Genomic DNA, 17,443 nt, shown 5'->3' with positions numbered 1-17,443 from the left:
CAGCCGCGCCGGCCGCAGACCGGCCAGGCGCCGATGCCCTGGGTACGCAGCACGTTCTCGGCCACGCGGATCTGCTCCTCACGGCTGGCGCCGGCAGCGGAACCCGAGCCACCGTTGGCACGCCAGGTGCTGGGGGTGAACTGCAGCCCGCCGGAGTAGCCGTTGCCGGTGCTGATGCCCCAGTTACCGCCGGACTCGCACTGCGCGATCGCGTCCCAGTTGACGCTGTACGCCTTGACCGGGGCGGGTGCGGGAACCTCGTCGACCGGCGGAGCCCCGGGGGCCGGCAGGTTCGGGTCGAAGGCCGCCGGCTCGGGAGCCGGGGGCGCGTCGGGAGCCGGGGGCGCGTCGGGTGCCGGGGGTGCGTCGGGCGCCGGGGCGTCCGGAGCCGGCAGGTTCGGGTCGAATCCCACTGGCTCGGGAGCCGGCGGCGCGTCGGGAGCCGGCGCGTTGGGGTCGAAACCAGGTGCCACGTTCGGGTCGACGCCCGGGACATCCGCATGAGCGATGCCGGTGGTCGGCACGGTCACGAGCGTCCCTGTAATCGCGGCGACGATGAGCGTCTTGCGGACGTTCTTCAACCTATTTCCTTTCGTTGCGCGCGCGCCGAAGCCAGCCCTGTAGAAGGGCTGCATTGTTAGGGGATGAAATCGCTTCAGAGCGTGCCGTCTCGGTTCGGCACGACAGCGGAGGACTCGATTCGTCCGGGGTGGCGCAGTGGCCAGCACCCACCAGGCGACGGTTATGTCGGCGCCGTCCCGGTTCCGCTCACACGCGGGTCCGTGGATTCAATTTTCGATTTATTGCGCCCGTTTGCGGGCTAAAAGGACCGTACGATAACGATTCGGATTCGTCATCTCGACGTCGCCGATATCTCGGTTCGATCATGCGCGGATCACATACCGGTGCGCGAATTGTCAGCGCAGGTCACGTCCACATTTTCGGACGCGAGGGAGCTATCGCGGCGCGCACCTTTTGGTGAGCCGAATCACGCCCAAATTGTGAGATGGGCCACCGAATTTCACGATACGACACATGAACAATAGCGCCGTAAGCCTGCACCTAGTCGGAAGTGACTTGGCGCACAATCCTATTCAGTAATCGGTTACCTCATCGACTTTGCGCAACTGTCGAATACCCACATTTCTCACTTCGGCACCGACAATGCCGCCGAAAACTGAAGTATGCGCAGGAAATCGGCACGAAAACCGCCCTGTGTTCAGTTTCCGGCAATTAGGAAGGAAAGCTGCTCTGAGGCTGCGACGCGGGTGGACGTCGTCTCAGCGAACGGACCGCACCGGCGCCAGCAAGTCGGCTTCGGTGTTGACGTTCGCCAGCACGTCGGTGTCGGCGAGCACGATCTGCTGCGAGTCTGAGGCGTCGATCAGCGCACTCATCCTGCGCTGCCCGGCAGCAACCAACGCGTCGATCCGGTCCGCCAGATCGGTGCGGTACACCGCGGCCAGGTAATGGCTGCGACCATCCCACGGCATCACGACTTCGGCGTTCGTCTCGACGGCCAGGCGTACCAACTCGTCGATCAAATCGGCTGTGAGCGAAGGCATGTCGACGGCAGACACGAAAGCCAAAGACGCTCCCGCCTCGGCTGCGGCGCGCAGTCCGCGCCCGGTCGCCGGTAGCGGACCCTGTCCACGGAGTTCGTCCCGCAGGATGGGAGCGGACAGGTTCGGCAGGGGCTGTCCCGGAGCCGCCACCACGTAGACGGGCGAACAACGCTGACCGACGACGTCGACGACGTGCTCCACCAGCGTCGTCGTACCCCCCGGCAGTGTCAGGGTGGCCTTGTCGCGGCCCATTCGTCGCGATTCACCGCCTGCCAGGACTACCCCGGCAAGTGAAACTTCGTCAGGCACCTGAGCAGCCACCTCAGTCCACGGTCCAGGTGTCGCGGCCGCGCAGCAGCGACTGCAAAGCAACCTGGTCCGACGAAGCCGACTCCTGCGCGGCCGCCACCTGTGAGCGGGCGGCGTCGTCGTACGTCGGCCGGCTGATGTCGCGGAAGATACCCATCACCATGTGATCGAGGTTCTGGTCGGACAGCCGGGACAAGGCGAAGGCGTATGCCGAGTCCTCGGCGTGTGCGTCGTGCACGACGATCTCGTCCACCGAGACGTCGGCGGTCTTGGCGACTTCGAGCCCGAAGCCCGACTTCACCACGCAGTACTCCCCGTTGCCGCCGAAGACGATCGGCTCGCCGTGGCTTACCTTGATCACCCGCTCCTCGGCGCCCTCCTTGCGCAGCGCGTCGAACGAGCCGTCGTTGAAGATCGGGCAGTCCTGCATGATCTCGACCAGTGCGGCGCCGCGGTGCTGGGCGGCGGCGCGCAGTACCTCGGACAGTCCGGCGCGGTCGGAGTCCAGCGCGCGGCCGACGAAGGTCGCCTCGGCGCCCACCGCGAGCGACACCGGGTTGAAGGGGTGATCCAGCGAACCCATGGGCGTGGACTTGGTGACCTTGCCGACCTCCGAGGTGGGCGAATACTGTCCTTTGGTCAGCCCGTAGATCCGGTTGTTGAACAACAAGATGGTGATGTTGACGTTGCGGCGCAGCGCGTGGATCAAGTGGTTGCCACCGATCGACAACGCGTCTCCGTCGCCGGTGACCACCCATACCGACAGGTCCTCGCGGGCCAGCGCCAGGCCGGTGGCGATGGCGGGGGCGCGGCCGTGAATCGAGTGGAAACCGTAGGTCTCCAGGTAGTACGGGAACCTGCTGGAGCAGCCGATGCCACTGATGAAGACGATGTTCTCGCGACGCAGGCCCAGTTCGGGCAGGAAGTTGCGGATGGTGTTGAGGATGACGTAGTCGCCACAGCCTGGGCACCAGCGCACTTCCTGGTCGCTGGTGAAGTCCTTGCCCTTCTGGGGCTGGTCTTCAACAGACAGCGTGGGCACCCCGTCGTTCTTGGTCGGCTTGGCCGTGACGCCGAGGTCTGTGCCGATCAGGCTGGTCATTTGCGCCGCTCCTCCTCTATCGCATCGCCGCCGGGCTTCATGCTCCCGCGCCGACCGTTGCCGCACCCAGTTTGGCGACCATTGCCTTGTCCTGTTCGATCTCGGCCAACGTGCCACCCAGCGCGGCACGGATGATGCGCCCCACTTCGTCGGCCAGGAACGCCAGCCCATGCACCTTGCTCACCGACTGCACGTTCACCAGGTACTTCGCCCGCAGCAGCATGGCCAGCTGACCCAGGTTCATCTCCGGGCACACCACCTGCGGGTAACGACGCAGCACGTCCCCGAGGTTGGTCGGGAATGGGTTGAGGTAGCGCAGGTGGGCGTGCGCGACCTTGATGCCTTTGCGCCTCGCCCGACGGCAGGCTTCGCCGATGGGCCCGTAGGAACTGCCCCAGCCGATCAGCAGCAGCTCGGCGTCGTTGGTCGGGTCGTCCACTTCGAGATCCGGGACACTGATGCCGTCGATCTTGGCCTGGCGTATCCGAACCATGAGGTCGTGATTGACCGGCTCGTAGGAGATGGCGCCCGAGCCATTGGCCGCCTCCAGGCCACCGATGCGGTGTTCCAGGCCGGGTGTGCCGGGCACCGCGAACTGGCGGGCGAGGGTGTCGGGATGCCGAGCGTATGGCTGGAACGGCTTCCCGGGCTCGGCGAAGACGTGCTTGATCGGCTTCAGTGAACTGACGTCCGGGACGCGCCACGGCTCGGAACCGTTGGCGATCGCGCCGTCGGACAACACGATCACCGGGGTGTGGTACGACACCGCGATCCGCACGGCCTCGAGGGCGGTCTCGAAGCAGTCCGAAGGCGAGCGCGGCGCCACCACGGCGACCGGCGACTCGCCGTTGCGCCCGAACAGCGCCTGCAGCAGGTCGGCCTGCTCGGTCTTGGTGGGCAGACCGGTGGAGGGTCCGCCGCGCTGGACGTCGATGACGATCAGCGGTAGCTCGGTCATCACGCTCAGACCGAGCGCCTCGGATTTCAGCGAGATCCCCGGACCCGACGTGCTGGTGACGCCCAGGGCACCGCCGTAGGAGGCGCCGATGGCCGCGCAGATGCCGCCGATCTCGTCTTCGGCCTGGAAGGTGATGACGTTGAAGTTCTTGTGTTTGGACAGCTCGTGCAGGATGTCGGAGGCCGGGGTGATCGGGTAGCTGCCCAGCACCACCTGCTTGTCGGCCAACTGCCCGGCCGCGACGATGCCGTAGGCCAGCGCGGTGTTGCCCGATATCTGCCGGTACTCGCCGGCCGGCAACGAGGCCTTCGAGACTTCGTAGGTGGTGCCGAAAGCCTCGGTCGTTTCGCCGTAATTCCAGCCCGCCTTCAGGGCCAGCACATTGGCCTCGGCGACGTCGGGCTTACGGACGAACTTCTCCCTGATGAAGTTCTCGCTGGTCTGGATCGGGCGTCCGTACATCCACGACAGCAAGCCCAGCGCGAACATGTTCTTGGCGCGCTGGCCGTCCTTTTTCGTCGCGCCGATCGATTCGACGGCGCCCAGCGTGAGCGTGGTCATCGCGACGGAGTGGACGACGTATTCCTCGAGTTCGTCAGTCTCCAGCGGGTTGGTGACGTAGCCGACTTTCGTCAGGTTGCGCTTGGTGAACTCGTCGGAATTCACGATCACCATTCCACCGCGCGGCAGGTCGCCGATATTGGCCTTCAGTGCCGCCGGGTTCATGGCGACCAGCACGTCGGGCCGGTCCCCGGCGGTCAGGATGTCGTAGTCGGCGATCTGGATCTGGAACGACGAGACGCCCGGCAATGTCCCTGCGGGAGCGCGGATCTCGGCGGGATAGTTGGGCTGGGTGGCGAGGTCGTTGCCGAACAGCGCTGCGTCGGAGGTGAACCGGTCGCCGGTCAACTGCATGCCGTCGCCGGAGTCCCCCGCGAACCGGATAACGACGTTTTCCAGGCGCTGCCGTCCGGACCCATTCTGAGACTCTGTCCCGGCACCGTTGCCGTTCGGATCCACGTCTCCGCCTTCCATCTGCTGTCCCGGACCGGCACCCCGCTGCAGCTCAAAGATCAAGCGCGCCGAAGTGCCGTCTCCGCTGACACGTATTTGGTGTCACTGGCGGTACCAATTATGACACTTCTCTAAGGATGTCTGTTCGACCTCCCGCACCTCGTTACCGGCGAGTACGCAGGTAAAAGCCGAAGTCAGCGCGGCGGAGGCGGCCGTCGACAGAAAAACTGTGGTTTTGGTCACTTTCGTTACGCCGGTCACGGAGCGGCGCGGGTGCGGGAGGACGCTCAGGCGGTCTTGTCGCGACGCTCGCTGCGGGATTGCTTACGGGGCACGATGGTCGGCAGCACGTTGTCCTGCACCGTCTCCTTGGTGACGACCACTTTCGCGACGTCGTCGCGGCTCGGGATGTCGTACATCACCGGCAACAGGACTTCTTCCATGATCGCGCGCAGACCGCGGGCGCCGGTGCCGCGGTGGATGGCCTGGTCGGCGATCGCTTCGAGGGCGTCGCCGGTGAACTCCAGTTCCACGTTGTCCATCTCGAACAGCCTCGTGTACTGCTTGACCAGCGCGTTCTTCGGCTCGGACAGGATCTTGACCAACGACTCCTTGTCCAGGTTGGTCACCGATGCGACGACCGGGAGGCGGCCGATGAACTCGGGGATCAAGCCGAACTTGATCAGGTCCTCGGGCATCACTTCGGCGAAGTGGTCGGTGGTGTCGATCTCGGCCTTGGAACGCACCTCGGCACCGAAGCCCAGACCCCGCTTGCCGACTCGTTCGTAGATGATCTTCTCCAGGCCGGCGAACGCACCCGCGACGATGAACAGCACGTTGGTGGTGTCGATCTGGATGAACTCCTGGTGCGGGTGCTTGCGACCACCCTGCGGAGGCACCGACGCCTGAGTGCCTTCGAGGATCTTCAACAGCGCCTGCTGGACGCCTTCGCCGGAGACGTCGCGGGTGATCGAGGGGTTCTCGCTCTTACGGGCGATCTTGTCCACCTCGTCGATGTAGATGATGCCGGTTTCGGCGCGCTTGACGTCATAGTCGGCGGCCTGGATGAGCTTGAGCAGGATGTTCTCGACGTCCTCACCGACGTAGCCGGCCTCGGTCAACGCGGTGGCGTCGGCGATGGCGAACGGCACGTTGAGCATCTTGGCCAGCGTCTGAGCCAGGTAGGTCTTGCCGCAGCCGGTGGGGCCGAGCATCAGGATGTTGGACTTGGTCAGCTCGACGGGCTCGTAGCGCGAGTCGCGGCCCTTCTCGCCGGCCTGGATGCGCTTGTAGTGGTTGTAGACGGCGACGGCCAGCGTCCGCTTGGCGGTGTCCTGGCCGATGACGTAGCCCTCCAGGAAATCCCGAATCTCGATCGGCTTGGGCAGTTCGTCGAGCTTGACGTCGTCGGCGTCGGCCAGCTCCTCTTCGATGATCTCGTTGCACAGGTCGATGCATTCATCACAGATGTACACCCCGGGACCCGCGATGAGTTTCTTGACTTGCTTCTGGCTCTTCCCGCAGAACGAGCACTTCAGCAAGTCACCGCCGTCTCCGATGCGCGCCATGATGCTTCAGGGCCTACTTCCTGTGTCGCCGTATCGTCTTGCCTGCCGCGTGTATCCCACGACGCTACCCGTTAGTTCCGGCCCGCCGCGACCGTTAACACCGAATAGCTTGCTTGATATTCACTGGATATTCGCGCTTTCTCGTGCGAAAGCAACATATCTCCCGTCGGCGTCCGGCACTCGTCGAGACGCGCAATCCGTGTCTCTGGCGTGTCGCGGTCGTTACGCCGGCGAGGCCGGCGGGCCGCTTCCGGCACCAACCCTACAGTGACGCCGTGCCCCGGCGGTGCGATCCGTCGAACGTGTAACCACTGTCAAAATCCGGCCGGTTTTTCGCAGTGGCGACACGCTCGGCGAGGCGTCAGGCGTTCTGCGCGGACAGCTTCCGGTATTCGAGAACGGTGTCGATGATCCCGTAGTCCTTGGCGTCCTCGGCGGTAAGGATCTTGTCGCGGTCGGTGTCCTTGCGGATCACCTCGGCGTCCTTGCCGGTGTGCCGGGCCAGCGTGGTCTCCATCAGCGTGCGCATCCGCTCGATCTCGGCGGCCTGGATCTCCAGATCGGAGAACTGCCCCTGGATGACACCGGACAGCGACGGCTGATGAATCAGCACCCGCGCGTTCGGCAGCGCCATCCGCTTACCCGGGGTTCCGGCGGCCAGCAGCACGGCGGCCGCCGACGCGGCCTGGCCCAGGCACACCGTCTGGATGTCGGCCCGCACGTACTGCATGGTGTCGTAGATCGCCATCAGCGACGTGAAACCGCCGCCCGGGGAGTTGATGTACATGGTGATGTCGCGGTCCGGATCGAGGGACTCCAGCACCAGCAGCTGCGCCATGATGTCGTTGGCCGACGCGTCGTCGACCTGCACCCCGAGGAAGATGATGCGTTCCTCGAACAGCTTGTTGTACGGGTTGGATTCCTTGACGCCGAAGCTGGAGTGCTCGATGAACGACGGCAGGATGTAGCGCGCCTGAGGCTGGGTCTGAGGATTCACTGGACTTCTCCGTTGCTGATGTGAGCGGCGCGGGTGATGATGTGGTCGACGAAGCCGTATTCGAGGGCTTCCTGCGCGGTGAACCAGCGGTCGCGGTCCGAGTCCGCTTCGATGCGTTCGATCGACTGGCCGGTGAATTCGGCGTTGAGCCGGAACATTTCCTTCTTGATCACGGCGAACTGCTCGGCCTGGATCGCGATGTCGGCCGCACTACCGGTGACGCCACCGAGCGGCTGGTGCATCAGGATCCGCGCGTGCGGCAGCGCGTAACGCTTGCCCTTGGTGCCCGCCGCCAACAGGAACTCGCCCATCGACGCCGCCATACCCATCGCGTAGGTGGCGATGTCGCAGGGCGCCAGCACCATCGTGTCGTAGATGGCCATGCCGGCGCTGATCGATCCGCCCGGCGAGTTGATGTAGAGGTTGATGTCCTTGTCGCCGTCCTCGGCCGCGAGCAGCAGGATCTGGGCGCACAACCGGTTGGCGACCTCATCGTTCACCTCCGAACCCAGGAAGATGATTCGCTCGGCGAGCAAGCGCTCATAGACCGAGTCCGTGAGGTTGAGACCCACCGAGTTCGAACGCATGTCAGTCATTTTGCCCACCGCGGGGACACCTACTTTCTTTTCTGCTCGTTGCACCGACACTAACCAACCGGACCCGCCCGTGGACTACTCGAGACGGGCGCGTTCGCTCACAGCGTCATGCAGTGGGGTTGTCTGCCTCGCCGGCCTCGTCGGTTTCATCCGCGTCGTCGGTTTCGTCCGCGTCGTCGGTTTCGTCCGCGTCGTCGGTTTCGTCAGCCTCGTGGTCATGGTCGTGATCGTGATCGTGGTCATGGTCGTGCCCGGCGTGCCGCTTGCCGAAGAACTCGCTGGCGTCGATCTCGTTGCCGTCCTTGTCGGTGACCGTCGCCTTCTCGATCACTGCCGCGAGGGCCAGACCGCGTCGCACGTCGGCGAACATGGCCGCCAGCTGGTTGTTCTCCTGCAGGTAGGCGAACAGCTGCTGCGGCTCGATGCCGTATTGCCGCGATGTCATCACCAACCGTTCGGTGAGGTCCTCCTGCCCGACCTGAACGTCGAGTTCGTCGGCGATGGCGTCCAGCAGCAGCTGGCGCTTGACGTTCTTCTCCGCGGCGACCCGAGCTTCGGCGTCGAACTCCTCGCGGGAGGAACCCTGCTGCTCGAGCACCTCGGCGAACTTGGCCTGATCCTGGTTGAGACCGCTCATCGCGGCCTGCAGGGTCTCCTCGATCTGGGAGCGCACCACCGCGTCCGGGACCGGCACGTCGACCCGTTCGAGCAGCGCGTCCAGCGCCGCCTCGCGGATCTGGTCGGCCTGCTGCGCCCGCTTGGTGTTGCGCACCTGCTCGCGCAGACTGTCGCGGAGTTCGTCGATGGTGTCGAATTCGCTGGCGAGCTGGGCGAATTCGTCGTCGGGCTCAGGCAGTTCGCGTTCCTTGATCGACCTGACGGTGACCGTCACCTCGGCGTCCTTGCCGGCGTGCTCGCCGGTGGCCAGCTTGGCGGTGAAGGTCTTGGACTCGTCCACCCCCAGTCCGATGACCGCGTTGTCCAGACCTGCGATGAGCCGCCCGGAACCGACTTCATGGGACAGTCCCTCGGCCGCGGCACCGGGCACGTCCTCGCCGTCCACCGTCGCCGACAGGTCGATCGAGACGAAGTCCTCCATCAACACCGTCCGGTCCACCCCGGTCAGCGTGCCGAACCGGGCGCGCAGCGAATCCAGTTCGGCCTCGACCTGGGCGTCGGTGACCTCGATCGGATCGACCGAGACGCTCAGCGCGTCCAGGTCGGGAATCTCCAGGTTGGGACGGACGTCGACCTCGGCGAAGAACTGCAGCTCCTCGCCGTACTCCTTCTTGGTCACCTGGATGTTGGGCCGACCGATCGGTTGCACGTCGGACTCGGTGAGCGCCTGGCCGTAACGGCTGGGCACCGCCTCTTCGATGACCTGGTCGAGCAGCGCTTCGCGACCGAAGCGGGCCTCCAGCAGCCGGGCCGGCGCCTTGCCGGGCCGGAAGCCGGGCAGCCGGACCTGCTTGGCCAACTCTTTGTAGGCGCGCTGGAAATCGGGTTCGAGTTCGGTGAACGGCACCTCCACGTTGATGCGAACCCGGGTGGGGCTCAACTGCTTGACGGTGCTTTTCACGGCGTGCTCCTCGATGTGTTGGTTCCGGCGCGCTGGGTGCGCTTTGTCTGGCTGGTCGGGGTGACAGGATTTGAACCTGCGGCCTTCCGCTCCCAAAGCGGATGCGCTACCAAGCTGCGCTACACCCCGCGCTGACCTCGCGATCCTACGGCCCGGCAACGCCGGGCACGCACCGACCTCCAGGCACCCAGAACCTCACGGAGCGGTCACGCGACAGCGTCGATTAGATTCGATGTCCGCCACCACGTAATGTCTTGCTCGACTGATTCACGCGGGCGTAGCTCAATGGTAGAGCCCTAGTCTTCCAAACTAGCTACGCGGGTTCGATTCCCGTCGCCCGCTCTGGGCGAATTTTTGCTTGACAGAAAGGCGCCATGAGCGACGTCGATATCAAAGGCTCATGCGCGTCGGAGTACGCCGGGGTGCGCGACGCGTTCGAGCGCAATTTCGTGCTGCGCGACGAGGTCGGCGCGGCGGTCGCGGTCTGGGTCGACGGGAATCTGGTCGTCAACCTGTGGGGCGGTTTCGCCGACGCCGCCCGCACCCGGCCGTGGCAGGTGGACACGCTCACCACGGTGCTGTCCGGCACCAAGGGTCTGACGTCCACCTGCGTGCATCAGCTCGCCGACCGCGGCGAACTGGACCTGCACGCCCCGGTGGCCCGCTACTGGCCCGAGTTCGGGCAGGCCGGCAAGCGCGACATCACGCTGGCCATGGTGATGAGCCACCGATCCGGCGTAATCGGGCCGCGTACCCGGCTGACCACCGAGCAACTGCTCGATTGGGATTACGTCTGCGAGCAGCTCGCCGTCGCCGAACCGTGGTGGGAGCCGGGCACCGCGCAGGGCTACCACATGACCACCTATGGCTTCATCCTCGGCGAGGTGTTCCGCCGCGTCACGGGCCGCACCGTCGGCCAGTACCTGCGCACCGAGATCGCCGAACCGATCGGCGCCGAGGTCCACATCGGTCTGACCGACGCCGAGCAGTCGCGTTGCGCCGAGCGGGTGAACAAGCCGACCGGTCGGCAGTTGCTGGCCGAACTGAACGCACCCGGCTACCCGACCAGCCTGCAAGAGCACCCCAAGGCGGGGATGGCGATCTCGATGGGATTCCTCGCCGACGACGACCTGGACACCGAGAACCTGCAGCTGTGGCGCCGACTGGAGTTCCCCGGCACCAACGGCCAGGTGTCCGCGCTGGGCATGGCGACGTTCTACAACGCGCTGGCCCAGGAGAAGCTGCTCAGCCGCGAGCACATGGACCTGGTCCGCGAATGCCAGGGCGGATTCGAGCCCGATCTCGTGCTGGGACCCCGCGTCGCCGACCACGGCTGGGGTCTGGGCTACATGCTCAACCAGCGCTGCATCAACGGCCCGAACCCGAAGATGTTCGGCCACGGCGGACTGGGCGGATCGTTCGCGTTCGTCGACTTAGAACACCGGATCGGATACGGGTACGTGTCCAACCGGTTCGACGCCAGCAAAGCCAACGCCGACCCGCGCAGCGTCGCCCTGAGCAACGAGGTCTACCGGGCACTCGGTGTGATCCCGAGCGGCGACTGAACGACCTGGCCGTCAGGTTTGACAGGTTGGGCACCAGAACAGATTTCGGCCTTCCAGCACCTCGGTCCGGACCGTCTCTCCGCACACCCGGCACGGATCGCCGGCGCGCCGGTACACGTAGGTGCGGGGTCGTCCGGATGCGTAGGAAGGTGCGCCGTGGTCGTGTTCCGGCCGGACCACGATGATCTTGCCGCGGCGCAACCCGACCTTCATCAAGGCCAGCAGGTCGGTCCACGCCGCGGCGAACTCCGCCTCGGAGATGTTCTGGCCGGTCCGGTGCGGGTCGATGTTGTGCCGGAACAGCAACTCGTTGCGGTAGACGTTGCCTACCCCGGCGATGACGGTCTGGTCCATCAGCAGCGCGCCAATCGGCCTGCGCGACTTGCTGATTCGTGCCCACGGCCAGGCCGGGTCGGCGTCGGCGCGCAGCGGGTCGGGACCCAGCCTGGCGACCACGTCGTCGACCTGACTCACGTCCAGCAGTTCACACACCGTCGGGCCGCGCAGGTCGGTGCCGTATTCGGACCCGACCATGCGCATCCGGACCTGCCCGACCGGTTCCGGCACCGACCCGTGGTCGGGTCGCTCCCATTCGGTGAAGGCGCCGTACAAACCCAGATGCACGTGTACCACTGAGCCGTTGGCGTAGTGGTGGAACAGGTGCTTACCCCACGCGCTGGCACGACGCAGCACTTGCCCGTCGACGACGGCGGCGTCGGTGAACCGGCCCTGCGGGCTCGATACCGCCACCGGAGCACCGCCGAACCGGCGCTGGTGCAGCCGGGCGAGCCGGTGCAGGGTATGCCCCTCGGGCACAGGCGCTCACACCTTTCAGGACGTCGAACCGGGCACCGGCGGGGCTTGGTGGGTGCGCTCGTACTCGGCGAGAATGTCGATACGTCGTTGGTGGCGTTCGACTTTCGACCACGGCGTGGACAGAAACGCGTCGACGATCGCCAGCGCCTCGTCGACGGTGTGCATGCGCCCACCGATCCCGATCAGCTGGGCGTTGTTGTGTTGGCGGGCCAGTGCCGCGGTCTCCACACTCCATGCCAGCGCGCACCGTGCTCCGGGCACCTTGTTGGCCGCGATCTGTTCACCGTTGCCGGACCCGCCGAGCACGATGCCCAAACTGTCCGGATCGGCCACCGTGCGGGCGGCGGCAGCGATGCAGAAGCCCGGGTAGTCGTCTTCGGCGTCGTAGCTGAAGGCGCCGCAGTCGATCGGCTCGTGTCCGGTCTTCTTCAGGTGCTCGATGATCTGCTGTTTGAGCTCGAATCCGGCATGGTCGGCACCCAGGTAGACGCGCATGCCGGACATTGTGCATCAGCGCGCGACCGGCGCCCGCATCGGCTAGTCGAACTGGGGCGACTCGGTGCGAGTTCGCTTGAGCTCGAAGAAATGTGGATAGGACGCGAAAATGACCGAGGCGTCCCACAACTTGCCGGCTTCCTCGCCGCGCGGGATCTTCGACATCACCGGACCGAAGAACGCCACCCCGTTGACGTGGATGGTCGGGGTGCCCACGTCAGGGCCCACCGCGTCCATGCCGGCGTGGTGGCTCTTGCGCAGGGCTTCGTCGTAGGCGTCGCTGGTGGCGGCTTCGGCCAGTTCGGCGGGTAACCCGGCGTCGGCCAGGGCCAGCTGGATGACTTCGTCGAGGTCTTTGTTGCCTTCGTTGTGGATCCGAGTGCCCATGGCGGTGTAGAGCGGGTCCAGCACCTTGGCACCGTGGGCCTGTTCGGCGGCGATCGCCACCCGCACCGGGCCCCAGGCCCTGGCCATCATCTCCCGGTACTGCTCGGGCAGGTCTTCGCGGTTCTCATTGAGCACGGCCAGGCTCATCACGTGGAAGTTCACCTCGATGTCGCGGACCTTTTCCACCTCCAGGATCCAGCGGGAGGTGATCCAGCACCACGGACACAGCGGGTCGAACCAGAAATCGGCTTTGTCTTTCGAGGCGGACTCTTCGGGCATGCTGCGGTCCTCTCCTAGGCGGTCAGGGACGGGACGGTCCGCTCAGACACAACCGTAGTCGCGGGCCGACTGTTCCCGCTCACCCGGAACGCCGCACGCCCAGCCGATATGTTGGAGCGCGTGGCACTTCCCAACCTCACCCGGGACCAGGCGGTCGAACGCGCCGCACTGGTCACCGTGCACAGCTATCAGATCAACCTCGACGTCACCGACGGTAGGGGCGCCCCCGGCGCACGCACCTTCCGCTCCAGCACCACGGTGGTGTTCGACGCACTTGCCGGTGCCGACACGGTCATCGACATCGCCGCCGACACCGTGCACAGCGCGACCCTCAACGGGCACGCCATCGACTTGTCCGGCTACGACGAATCGACCGGAATCCCGTTGCACGGGTTGGCCGATCGCAACGTCGTGGTGGTGGACGCCGACTGCCGCTATTCCAATACCGGCGAGGGACTGCACCGCTTCGTCGACCCGGTCGACGACGAAACGTATCTGTACTCCCAGTTCGAAACCGCCGACGCCAAGCGCATGTTCGCCTGCTTCGACCAGCCCGACCTCAAAGCCACCTTCGACATTCAGGTGACGGCGCCCGCGCACTGGCAGGTGGTCTCCAACGGGGCGCCCAGCAGCGTCTCGGACGCCGAGACCGCCAAAGTGCACACCTTCGCCACCACTCCACAGATGAGCACCTATCTGGTGGCATTGATCGCCGGGCCGTACGCCGTGTGGAACGACACGTACAGCGACGAGCACGGCGAAATCCCGTTGGGCATCTACTGCCGCGCCTCGCTTGCGCCGTTCATGGACGCCGAGCGGTTGTTCACCGAGACCAAACAGGGATTCGGCTTCTATCACAACAATTTCGGGCTGCCCTACGCCTTCGGTAAGTACGACCAGCTGTTCGTGCCTGAATTCAACGCCGGCGCAATGGAAAACGCCGGCGCGGTGACGTTCCTGGAGGATTACGTCTTTCGCAGCAAGGTCACCCGCGCCTCGTATGAGCGGCGCGCGGAGACGGTGCTGCACGAAATGGCCCACATGTGGTTCGGCGACCTGGTCACCATGACGTGGTGGGATGACTTGTGGCTCAACGAATCTTTCGCCACGTTCGCCTCGGTGCTGTGCCAGGCCGAGTCGACGGAGTACACCGAAGCGTGGACAACCTTTGCGACCGTGGAGAAGTCGTGGGCCTACCGCCAGGACCAGATGCCCTCCACCCATCCGATCGCCGCCGACATCCCCGACCTGCACGCGGTCGAGGTGAACTTCGACGGCATCACCTACGCCAAGGGCGCGTCGGTGCTCAAGCAGCTGGTCGCCTACGTGGGTCTGGACCATTTCCTGGCCGGCTTGCGGGACTACTTCCAGACGCACGCCTTCGGCAATGCGACTTTCAGCGATCTCGTCGCAGCGTTGGAGAAGGCGTCGGGACGCGACCTGTCCGACTGGGGGCAGCAATGGTTGCGGACCACCGGGTTGAACACCCTGCGTGCCGATTTCGACGTCGACGACGACGGCAAGTTCACCCGGTTCGCGGTCACCCAGAGCGGTGCCGCGCCGGGCGCGGGTGAGACCCGGGTACACCGGATAGCGATCGGCATCTACGACGAAGATTCTTCTCAGGGCAAGCTGGTCCGGGTCCACCGGGAGGAACTGGACGTCGACGGTCCGAGTACGGAAGTTCCTGCGCTGCTTGGTATCTCACGCGGCAAACTGGTCCTGGTCAACGACGACGACTTCACCTACTGCGCACTGCGCCTGGACCCGGAATCGTTGCGGACGGCCCTGGACCGTATCGCCGACATCGCCGAGCCGTTGCCGCGCACGCTGGTGTGGTCGGCGGCCTGGGAGATGACGCGTGAAGCCGAACTGCGCGCCCGCGATTTCGTGTCACTGGTACTGGGTGGGATCCAGGCCGAGAGCGAGGTCACGGTGCTGCAGCGGCTGCTGCTGCAGGCGCAGACGGCGGTCGGCTCCTACGCGGATCCGGGTTGGGCACGCGAGCACGGTTGGCCGCAACTTGCGGATCGGTTGCTGGAATTGGCGCGCGGCGCCGAACCCGGATCCGACCATCAGCTCGCATACGTCAACTCCCTGCTGTCGTCGGTGCTGTCACCGCGGCACACCGACGTCTTGGAAGCCCTGCTCGAGAGCGATCCCGCCGAGCAGGGACTGGCCGGTTTGGACGTCGACACCGACCTGCGGTGGCGGGTGGTGATCGCGTTGGCCGCCGCCGGCGTTATCGATGCCGACGGCCCGGAAACCCCGCGTATTGATGCTGAAGTACGGAGCGACCCGACCGCGGCCGGCAAGCGACACGGTGCGCAGGCCTCGGCGGCGCGCCCGCAGATCGGCGTCAAGGAGGACACGTTCACCACCGTCGTCGAGGACGACACCCTGGCCAATGCCCTCAGCCGGGCCATGATCGCCGGTATCGGCGCGCCGGGACAGGGCGAGTTGCTCAAGCCGTTCACCGAGCGCTATTTCGCCGCGATCGCGGGCGTCTGGGCGCGGCGGTCCAGCGAAGTCGCGCAGTCGGTGGTGATCGGCCTGTATCCCTACTCCGACATCTCCGAGGAGGCGATTGCCGCCGCCGACAGGTTCCTGGCGGACCCGGAGGTTCCTCCCGCCCTGCGCAGGCTGGTGCTGGAAGGTCAGGCCGGCGTGAAGCGATCGCTGCGCGCGCGCAAGTTCGACAGCGCGGAAAGAGATTAGGGCCGGGAGATTCCCCCGCTGAGCACCCGGATCGCGTCGACCAGCCCGTCGATCAGGTTGCCCTGCTCGAAAGCCGAGGACGCGGCTGCGACGCCGAGCGGCGCCGCGGACTCCGCCCCACGACCACGCACGTCTGCTCCGTAGACGACCTCGATCACGCTCTGGTTCGGCGACACCGCGAGCAGCACCGCATTGTTCGGTGTGGGGACCTTGGCCAGGATCTCGCGTGCCCGGGCGGCGGTGTCGCTGCCGAGGTCACCGAGGTAAACGGCGAAGCGCGCCTTGGACGCCCGCGACGCGTACACCAACGCGTCGTCCACCTTGACCAGGTCGTTGATCGGGAACGGGTAGTGCACCGAGAGCTCACCGGGTTCGGTGACCGCCGAAATCCGTCCGCTGGCGGTGATCACCGACCCCTTCGGCAGGTCGGCAGGATCGATCGTCGCAACCTCACCATGTGCCACTTGCGCCACCTCCTACCGTGAACTCCGCGCCGTGTCCGCCGTGGGCACCACCGACGGCCTCGTCGGTAGCCGCCCACAGAATCGGCGGGTGGGTCCACTTTTCCGACAGGTCATAGGTTGCGGGGTGCGGCCCTTTGCGGGTCATGTACGCCAACATCAGCAAGCCGAACAGCAACAGGGGAATCCCGACAATTATCAGGTGCATCTCCATAGAGTTCACGAGGCAAACCGTATCCCACCCGAGGCGCGACCGGCACACCTGGCGCCCAAGAAATCAGGCCGCGCCCTCACCCAGATAGCGCGCCCAGTGCGGGTCCAACTCTTTGACCGTCGACAGCAGCCGCCAGTGCTGGCCGGTGGGTGGCAACGGCGCCCGTCGCAACGACCAACCGAGTTCGGTCAACAACTTGTCGCCCTTGCGATGGTTGCACGTCGAGCAGCAAGCGACGCAGTTCTCCCAGGAGTGGCCACCGCCCCGGCTGCGGGGCACCACATGGTCGACGGTGTCGGCCTTGGCGCCGCAGTATGCGCAGCAGAACCGGTCGCGATGCATCAGCGCCGCCCGCGTCATCGGCACCCGGGCCCGATACGGCACCCGGACATAGGTCCGCAACTGAATCACCGACGGGACGGCGATCGACCTGGTCGCGGAGTGGATGACCGGGCCGGTGGGGTCGGCGTGCACCACGTCGGCCTTGCCGCAGATCACCATCACGATGGCGCGGCGCAACGGCAAGGCGGTGAGCGGCTCGTAGGTGGAGTTCAGCAGCAGCACCCGGCGGCGATTCCAGATCGAAGCGTTCTGGGTGGGGGTGGTCGCGTTTTCCGAGGTGACGCTGTGCAGACATGACGCGGTCGCTGGCCCGGTTCCATTTGCCCCGACACCGACATTGCGGTGGCCACGACGTTTGTTGCGCTGCGCCATAAATCCTCCGCCGACAGTCCACCATGATTTGCTGCCGATCGCACGACATTTGTGTCGGCCACGCCGTGTCGAGCCGGTGAACAGCGGGCGGTGTCTGTGCCTCGTC

Annotated in this window: 16 protein-coding genes and 2 tRNA genes; 3 read left to right on the top strand and 15 right to left on the bottom strand. The window is 65.7% G+C overall.

From position 1 onward, the window contains the following. The 9 genes from AC5Y46_RS17325 to AC5Y46_RS17285 all read right to left on the bottom strand — a co-directional run. On the bottom strand, positions 1-581 hold a 581-nt coding region (locus AC5Y46_RS17325), incomplete at its 3' end, for a transglycosylase family protein (protein ID WP_499946466.1). 699 nt (positions 582-1,280) lie between these two features. Next, entirely contained in the window at positions 1,281-1,886 is a 606-nt protein-coding gene (mobA, locus tag AC5Y46_RS17320; RefSeq protein ID WP_499946467.1) for a molybdenum cofactor guanylyltransferase, read from the bottom strand. 1 nt (position 1,887) lies between these two features. Then, positions 1,888-2,976, bottom strand: a complete 1,089-nt coding sequence (locus AC5Y46_RS17315) for a 2-oxoacid:ferredoxin oxidoreductase subunit beta (protein WP_499946468.1) — start codon at positions 2,974-2,976, stop codon at positions 1,888-1,890. A 37-nt stretch (positions 2,977-3,013) separates the two neighbouring features. Beyond that, positions 3,014-4,954 (bottom strand): 2-oxoacid:acceptor oxidoreductase subunit alpha, encoded by a 1,941-nt coding sequence (locus AC5Y46_RS17310; RefSeq protein ID WP_499992368.1) that lies wholly within the window; start codon positions 4,952-4,954, stop codon positions 3,014-3,016. A 281-nt stretch (positions 4,955-5,235) separates the two neighbouring features. Then, complete coding sequence (clpX, locus tag AC5Y46_RS17305; protein WP_463824864.1) at positions 5,236-6,516, bottom strand: ATP-dependent Clp protease ATP-binding subunit ClpX; 1,281 nt, start codon at positions 6,514-6,516, stop codon at positions 5,236-5,238. Positions 6,517-6,877: 361 nt separating this feature from the next. Continuing rightward, positions 6,878-7,513, bottom strand: coding sequence for an ATP-dependent CLP protease proteolytic subunit ClpP2 (gene clpP2, locus AC5Y46_RS17300; RefSeq protein WP_499946470.1), 636 nt, complete (start codon positions 7,511-7,513; stop codon positions 6,878-6,880). Continuing rightward, positions 7,510-8,118, bottom strand: coding sequence for an ATP-dependent Clp protease proteolytic subunit (locus AC5Y46_RS17295; protein WP_499946471.1), 609 nt, complete (start codon positions 8,116-8,118; stop codon positions 7,510-7,512). Before AC5Y46_RS17295 ends, clpP2 begins: the two co-directional genes overlap by 4 nt. A 97-nt stretch (positions 8,119-8,215) precedes the next feature. Continuing rightward, positions 8,216-9,688: a trigger factor gene (gene tig / locus AC5Y46_RS17290; RefSeq protein WP_499992365.1), complete on the bottom strand. Its 1,473-nt coding sequence runs from the start codon at positions 9,686-9,688 to the stop codon at positions 8,216-8,218. A 52-nt stretch (positions 9,689-9,740) separates the two neighbouring features. Beyond that, positions 9,741-9,817, bottom strand: a tRNA-Pro gene (locus tag AC5Y46_RS17285). Positions 9,818-9,959: 142 nt separating this feature from the next. Between AC5Y46_RS17285 and AC5Y46_RS17280 the strand changes: the two genes are divergently transcribed. Further along, positions 9,960-10,030, top strand: a tRNA-Gly gene (locus tag AC5Y46_RS17280). A gap of 32 nt (positions 10,031-10,062) precedes the next feature. Next, positions 10,063-11,253 carry a serine hydrolase domain-containing protein gene (locus tag AC5Y46_RS17275; RefSeq protein ID WP_499992364.1) on the top strand — a complete coding sequence of 397 codons (1,191 nt, stop codon included), beginning with the start codon at positions 10,063-10,065 and terminating at the stop codon, positions 11,251-11,253. 12 nt (positions 11,254-11,265) lie between these two features. Here AC5Y46_RS17275 and AC5Y46_RS17270 read toward each other — a convergent pair whose 3' ends face one another. From AC5Y46_RS17270 to AC5Y46_RS17260, 3 genes are read right to left on the bottom strand one after another with little or no spacing between them, the layout of a single operon-like run. Continuing rightward, positions 11,266-12,069, bottom strand: coding sequence for an Fpg/Nei family DNA glycosylase (locus AC5Y46_RS17270; protein WP_499992363.1), 804 nt, complete (start codon positions 12,067-12,069; stop codon positions 11,266-11,268). Between the two features lie 15 nt (positions 12,070-12,084). Continuing rightward, entirely contained in the window at positions 12,085-12,564 is a 480-nt protein-coding gene (locus tag AC5Y46_RS17265) for a ribose-5-phosphate isomerase (RefSeq protein WP_499946474.1), read from the bottom strand. A 42-nt stretch (positions 12,565-12,606) separates the two neighbouring features. Continuing rightward, complete coding sequence (locus AC5Y46_RS17260) at positions 12,607-13,230, bottom strand: Rv2466c family mycothiol-dependent reductase (RefSeq protein ID WP_499992362.1); 624 nt, start codon at positions 13,228-13,230, stop codon at positions 12,607-12,609. A gap of 120 nt (positions 13,231-13,350) precedes the next feature. Between AC5Y46_RS17260 and pepN the strand changes: the two genes are divergently transcribed. Then, a complete protein-coding gene (gene pepN, locus AC5Y46_RS17255) occupies positions 13,351-15,948 on the top strand; it encodes an aminopeptidase N (RefSeq protein WP_499992361.1) in 2,598 nt (865 codons plus the stop codon). Here pepN and AC5Y46_RS17250 read toward each other — a convergent pair. The 3 genes from AC5Y46_RS17250 to AC5Y46_RS17240 all read right to left on the bottom strand — a co-directional run bounded on the left by AC5Y46_RS17250 (position 15,945) and on the right by AC5Y46_RS17240 (position 17,337). After that, complete coding sequence (locus tag AC5Y46_RS17250) at positions 15,945-16,412, bottom strand: DUF5130 domain-containing protein (protein WP_499946477.1); 468 nt, start codon at positions 16,410-16,412, stop codon at positions 15,945-15,947. The two genes, pepN and AC5Y46_RS17250, sit on opposite strands and share 4 nt — an antisense overlap. Then, a complete protein-coding gene (gene ctaJ / locus AC5Y46_RS17245) occupies positions 16,399-16,623 on the bottom strand; it encodes an aa3-type cytochrome oxidase subunit CtaJ (protein WP_499946481.1) in 225 nt (74 codons plus the stop codon). The genes AC5Y46_RS17250 and ctaJ overlap by 14 nt, the downstream gene beginning before the upstream one ends. A 63-nt stretch (positions 16,624-16,686) precedes the next feature. Then, the gene (locus tag AC5Y46_RS17240; RefSeq protein WP_499946478.1) at positions 16,687-17,337 is read right to left on the bottom strand and encodes an HNH endonuclease; all 651 of its coding nucleotides are present in this window, start codon (positions 17,335-17,337) and stop codon (positions 16,687-16,689) included. Positions 17,338-17,443: the final 106 nt, after the last annotated feature.

The sequence above is a fragment of the Mycobacterium sp. NGS59 genome (assembly GCF_059812345.1).
The sequence above is the reverse complement of the archived record's forward strand: the minus strand, read 5'-3'. Positions and strand labels throughout refer to the sequence as shown.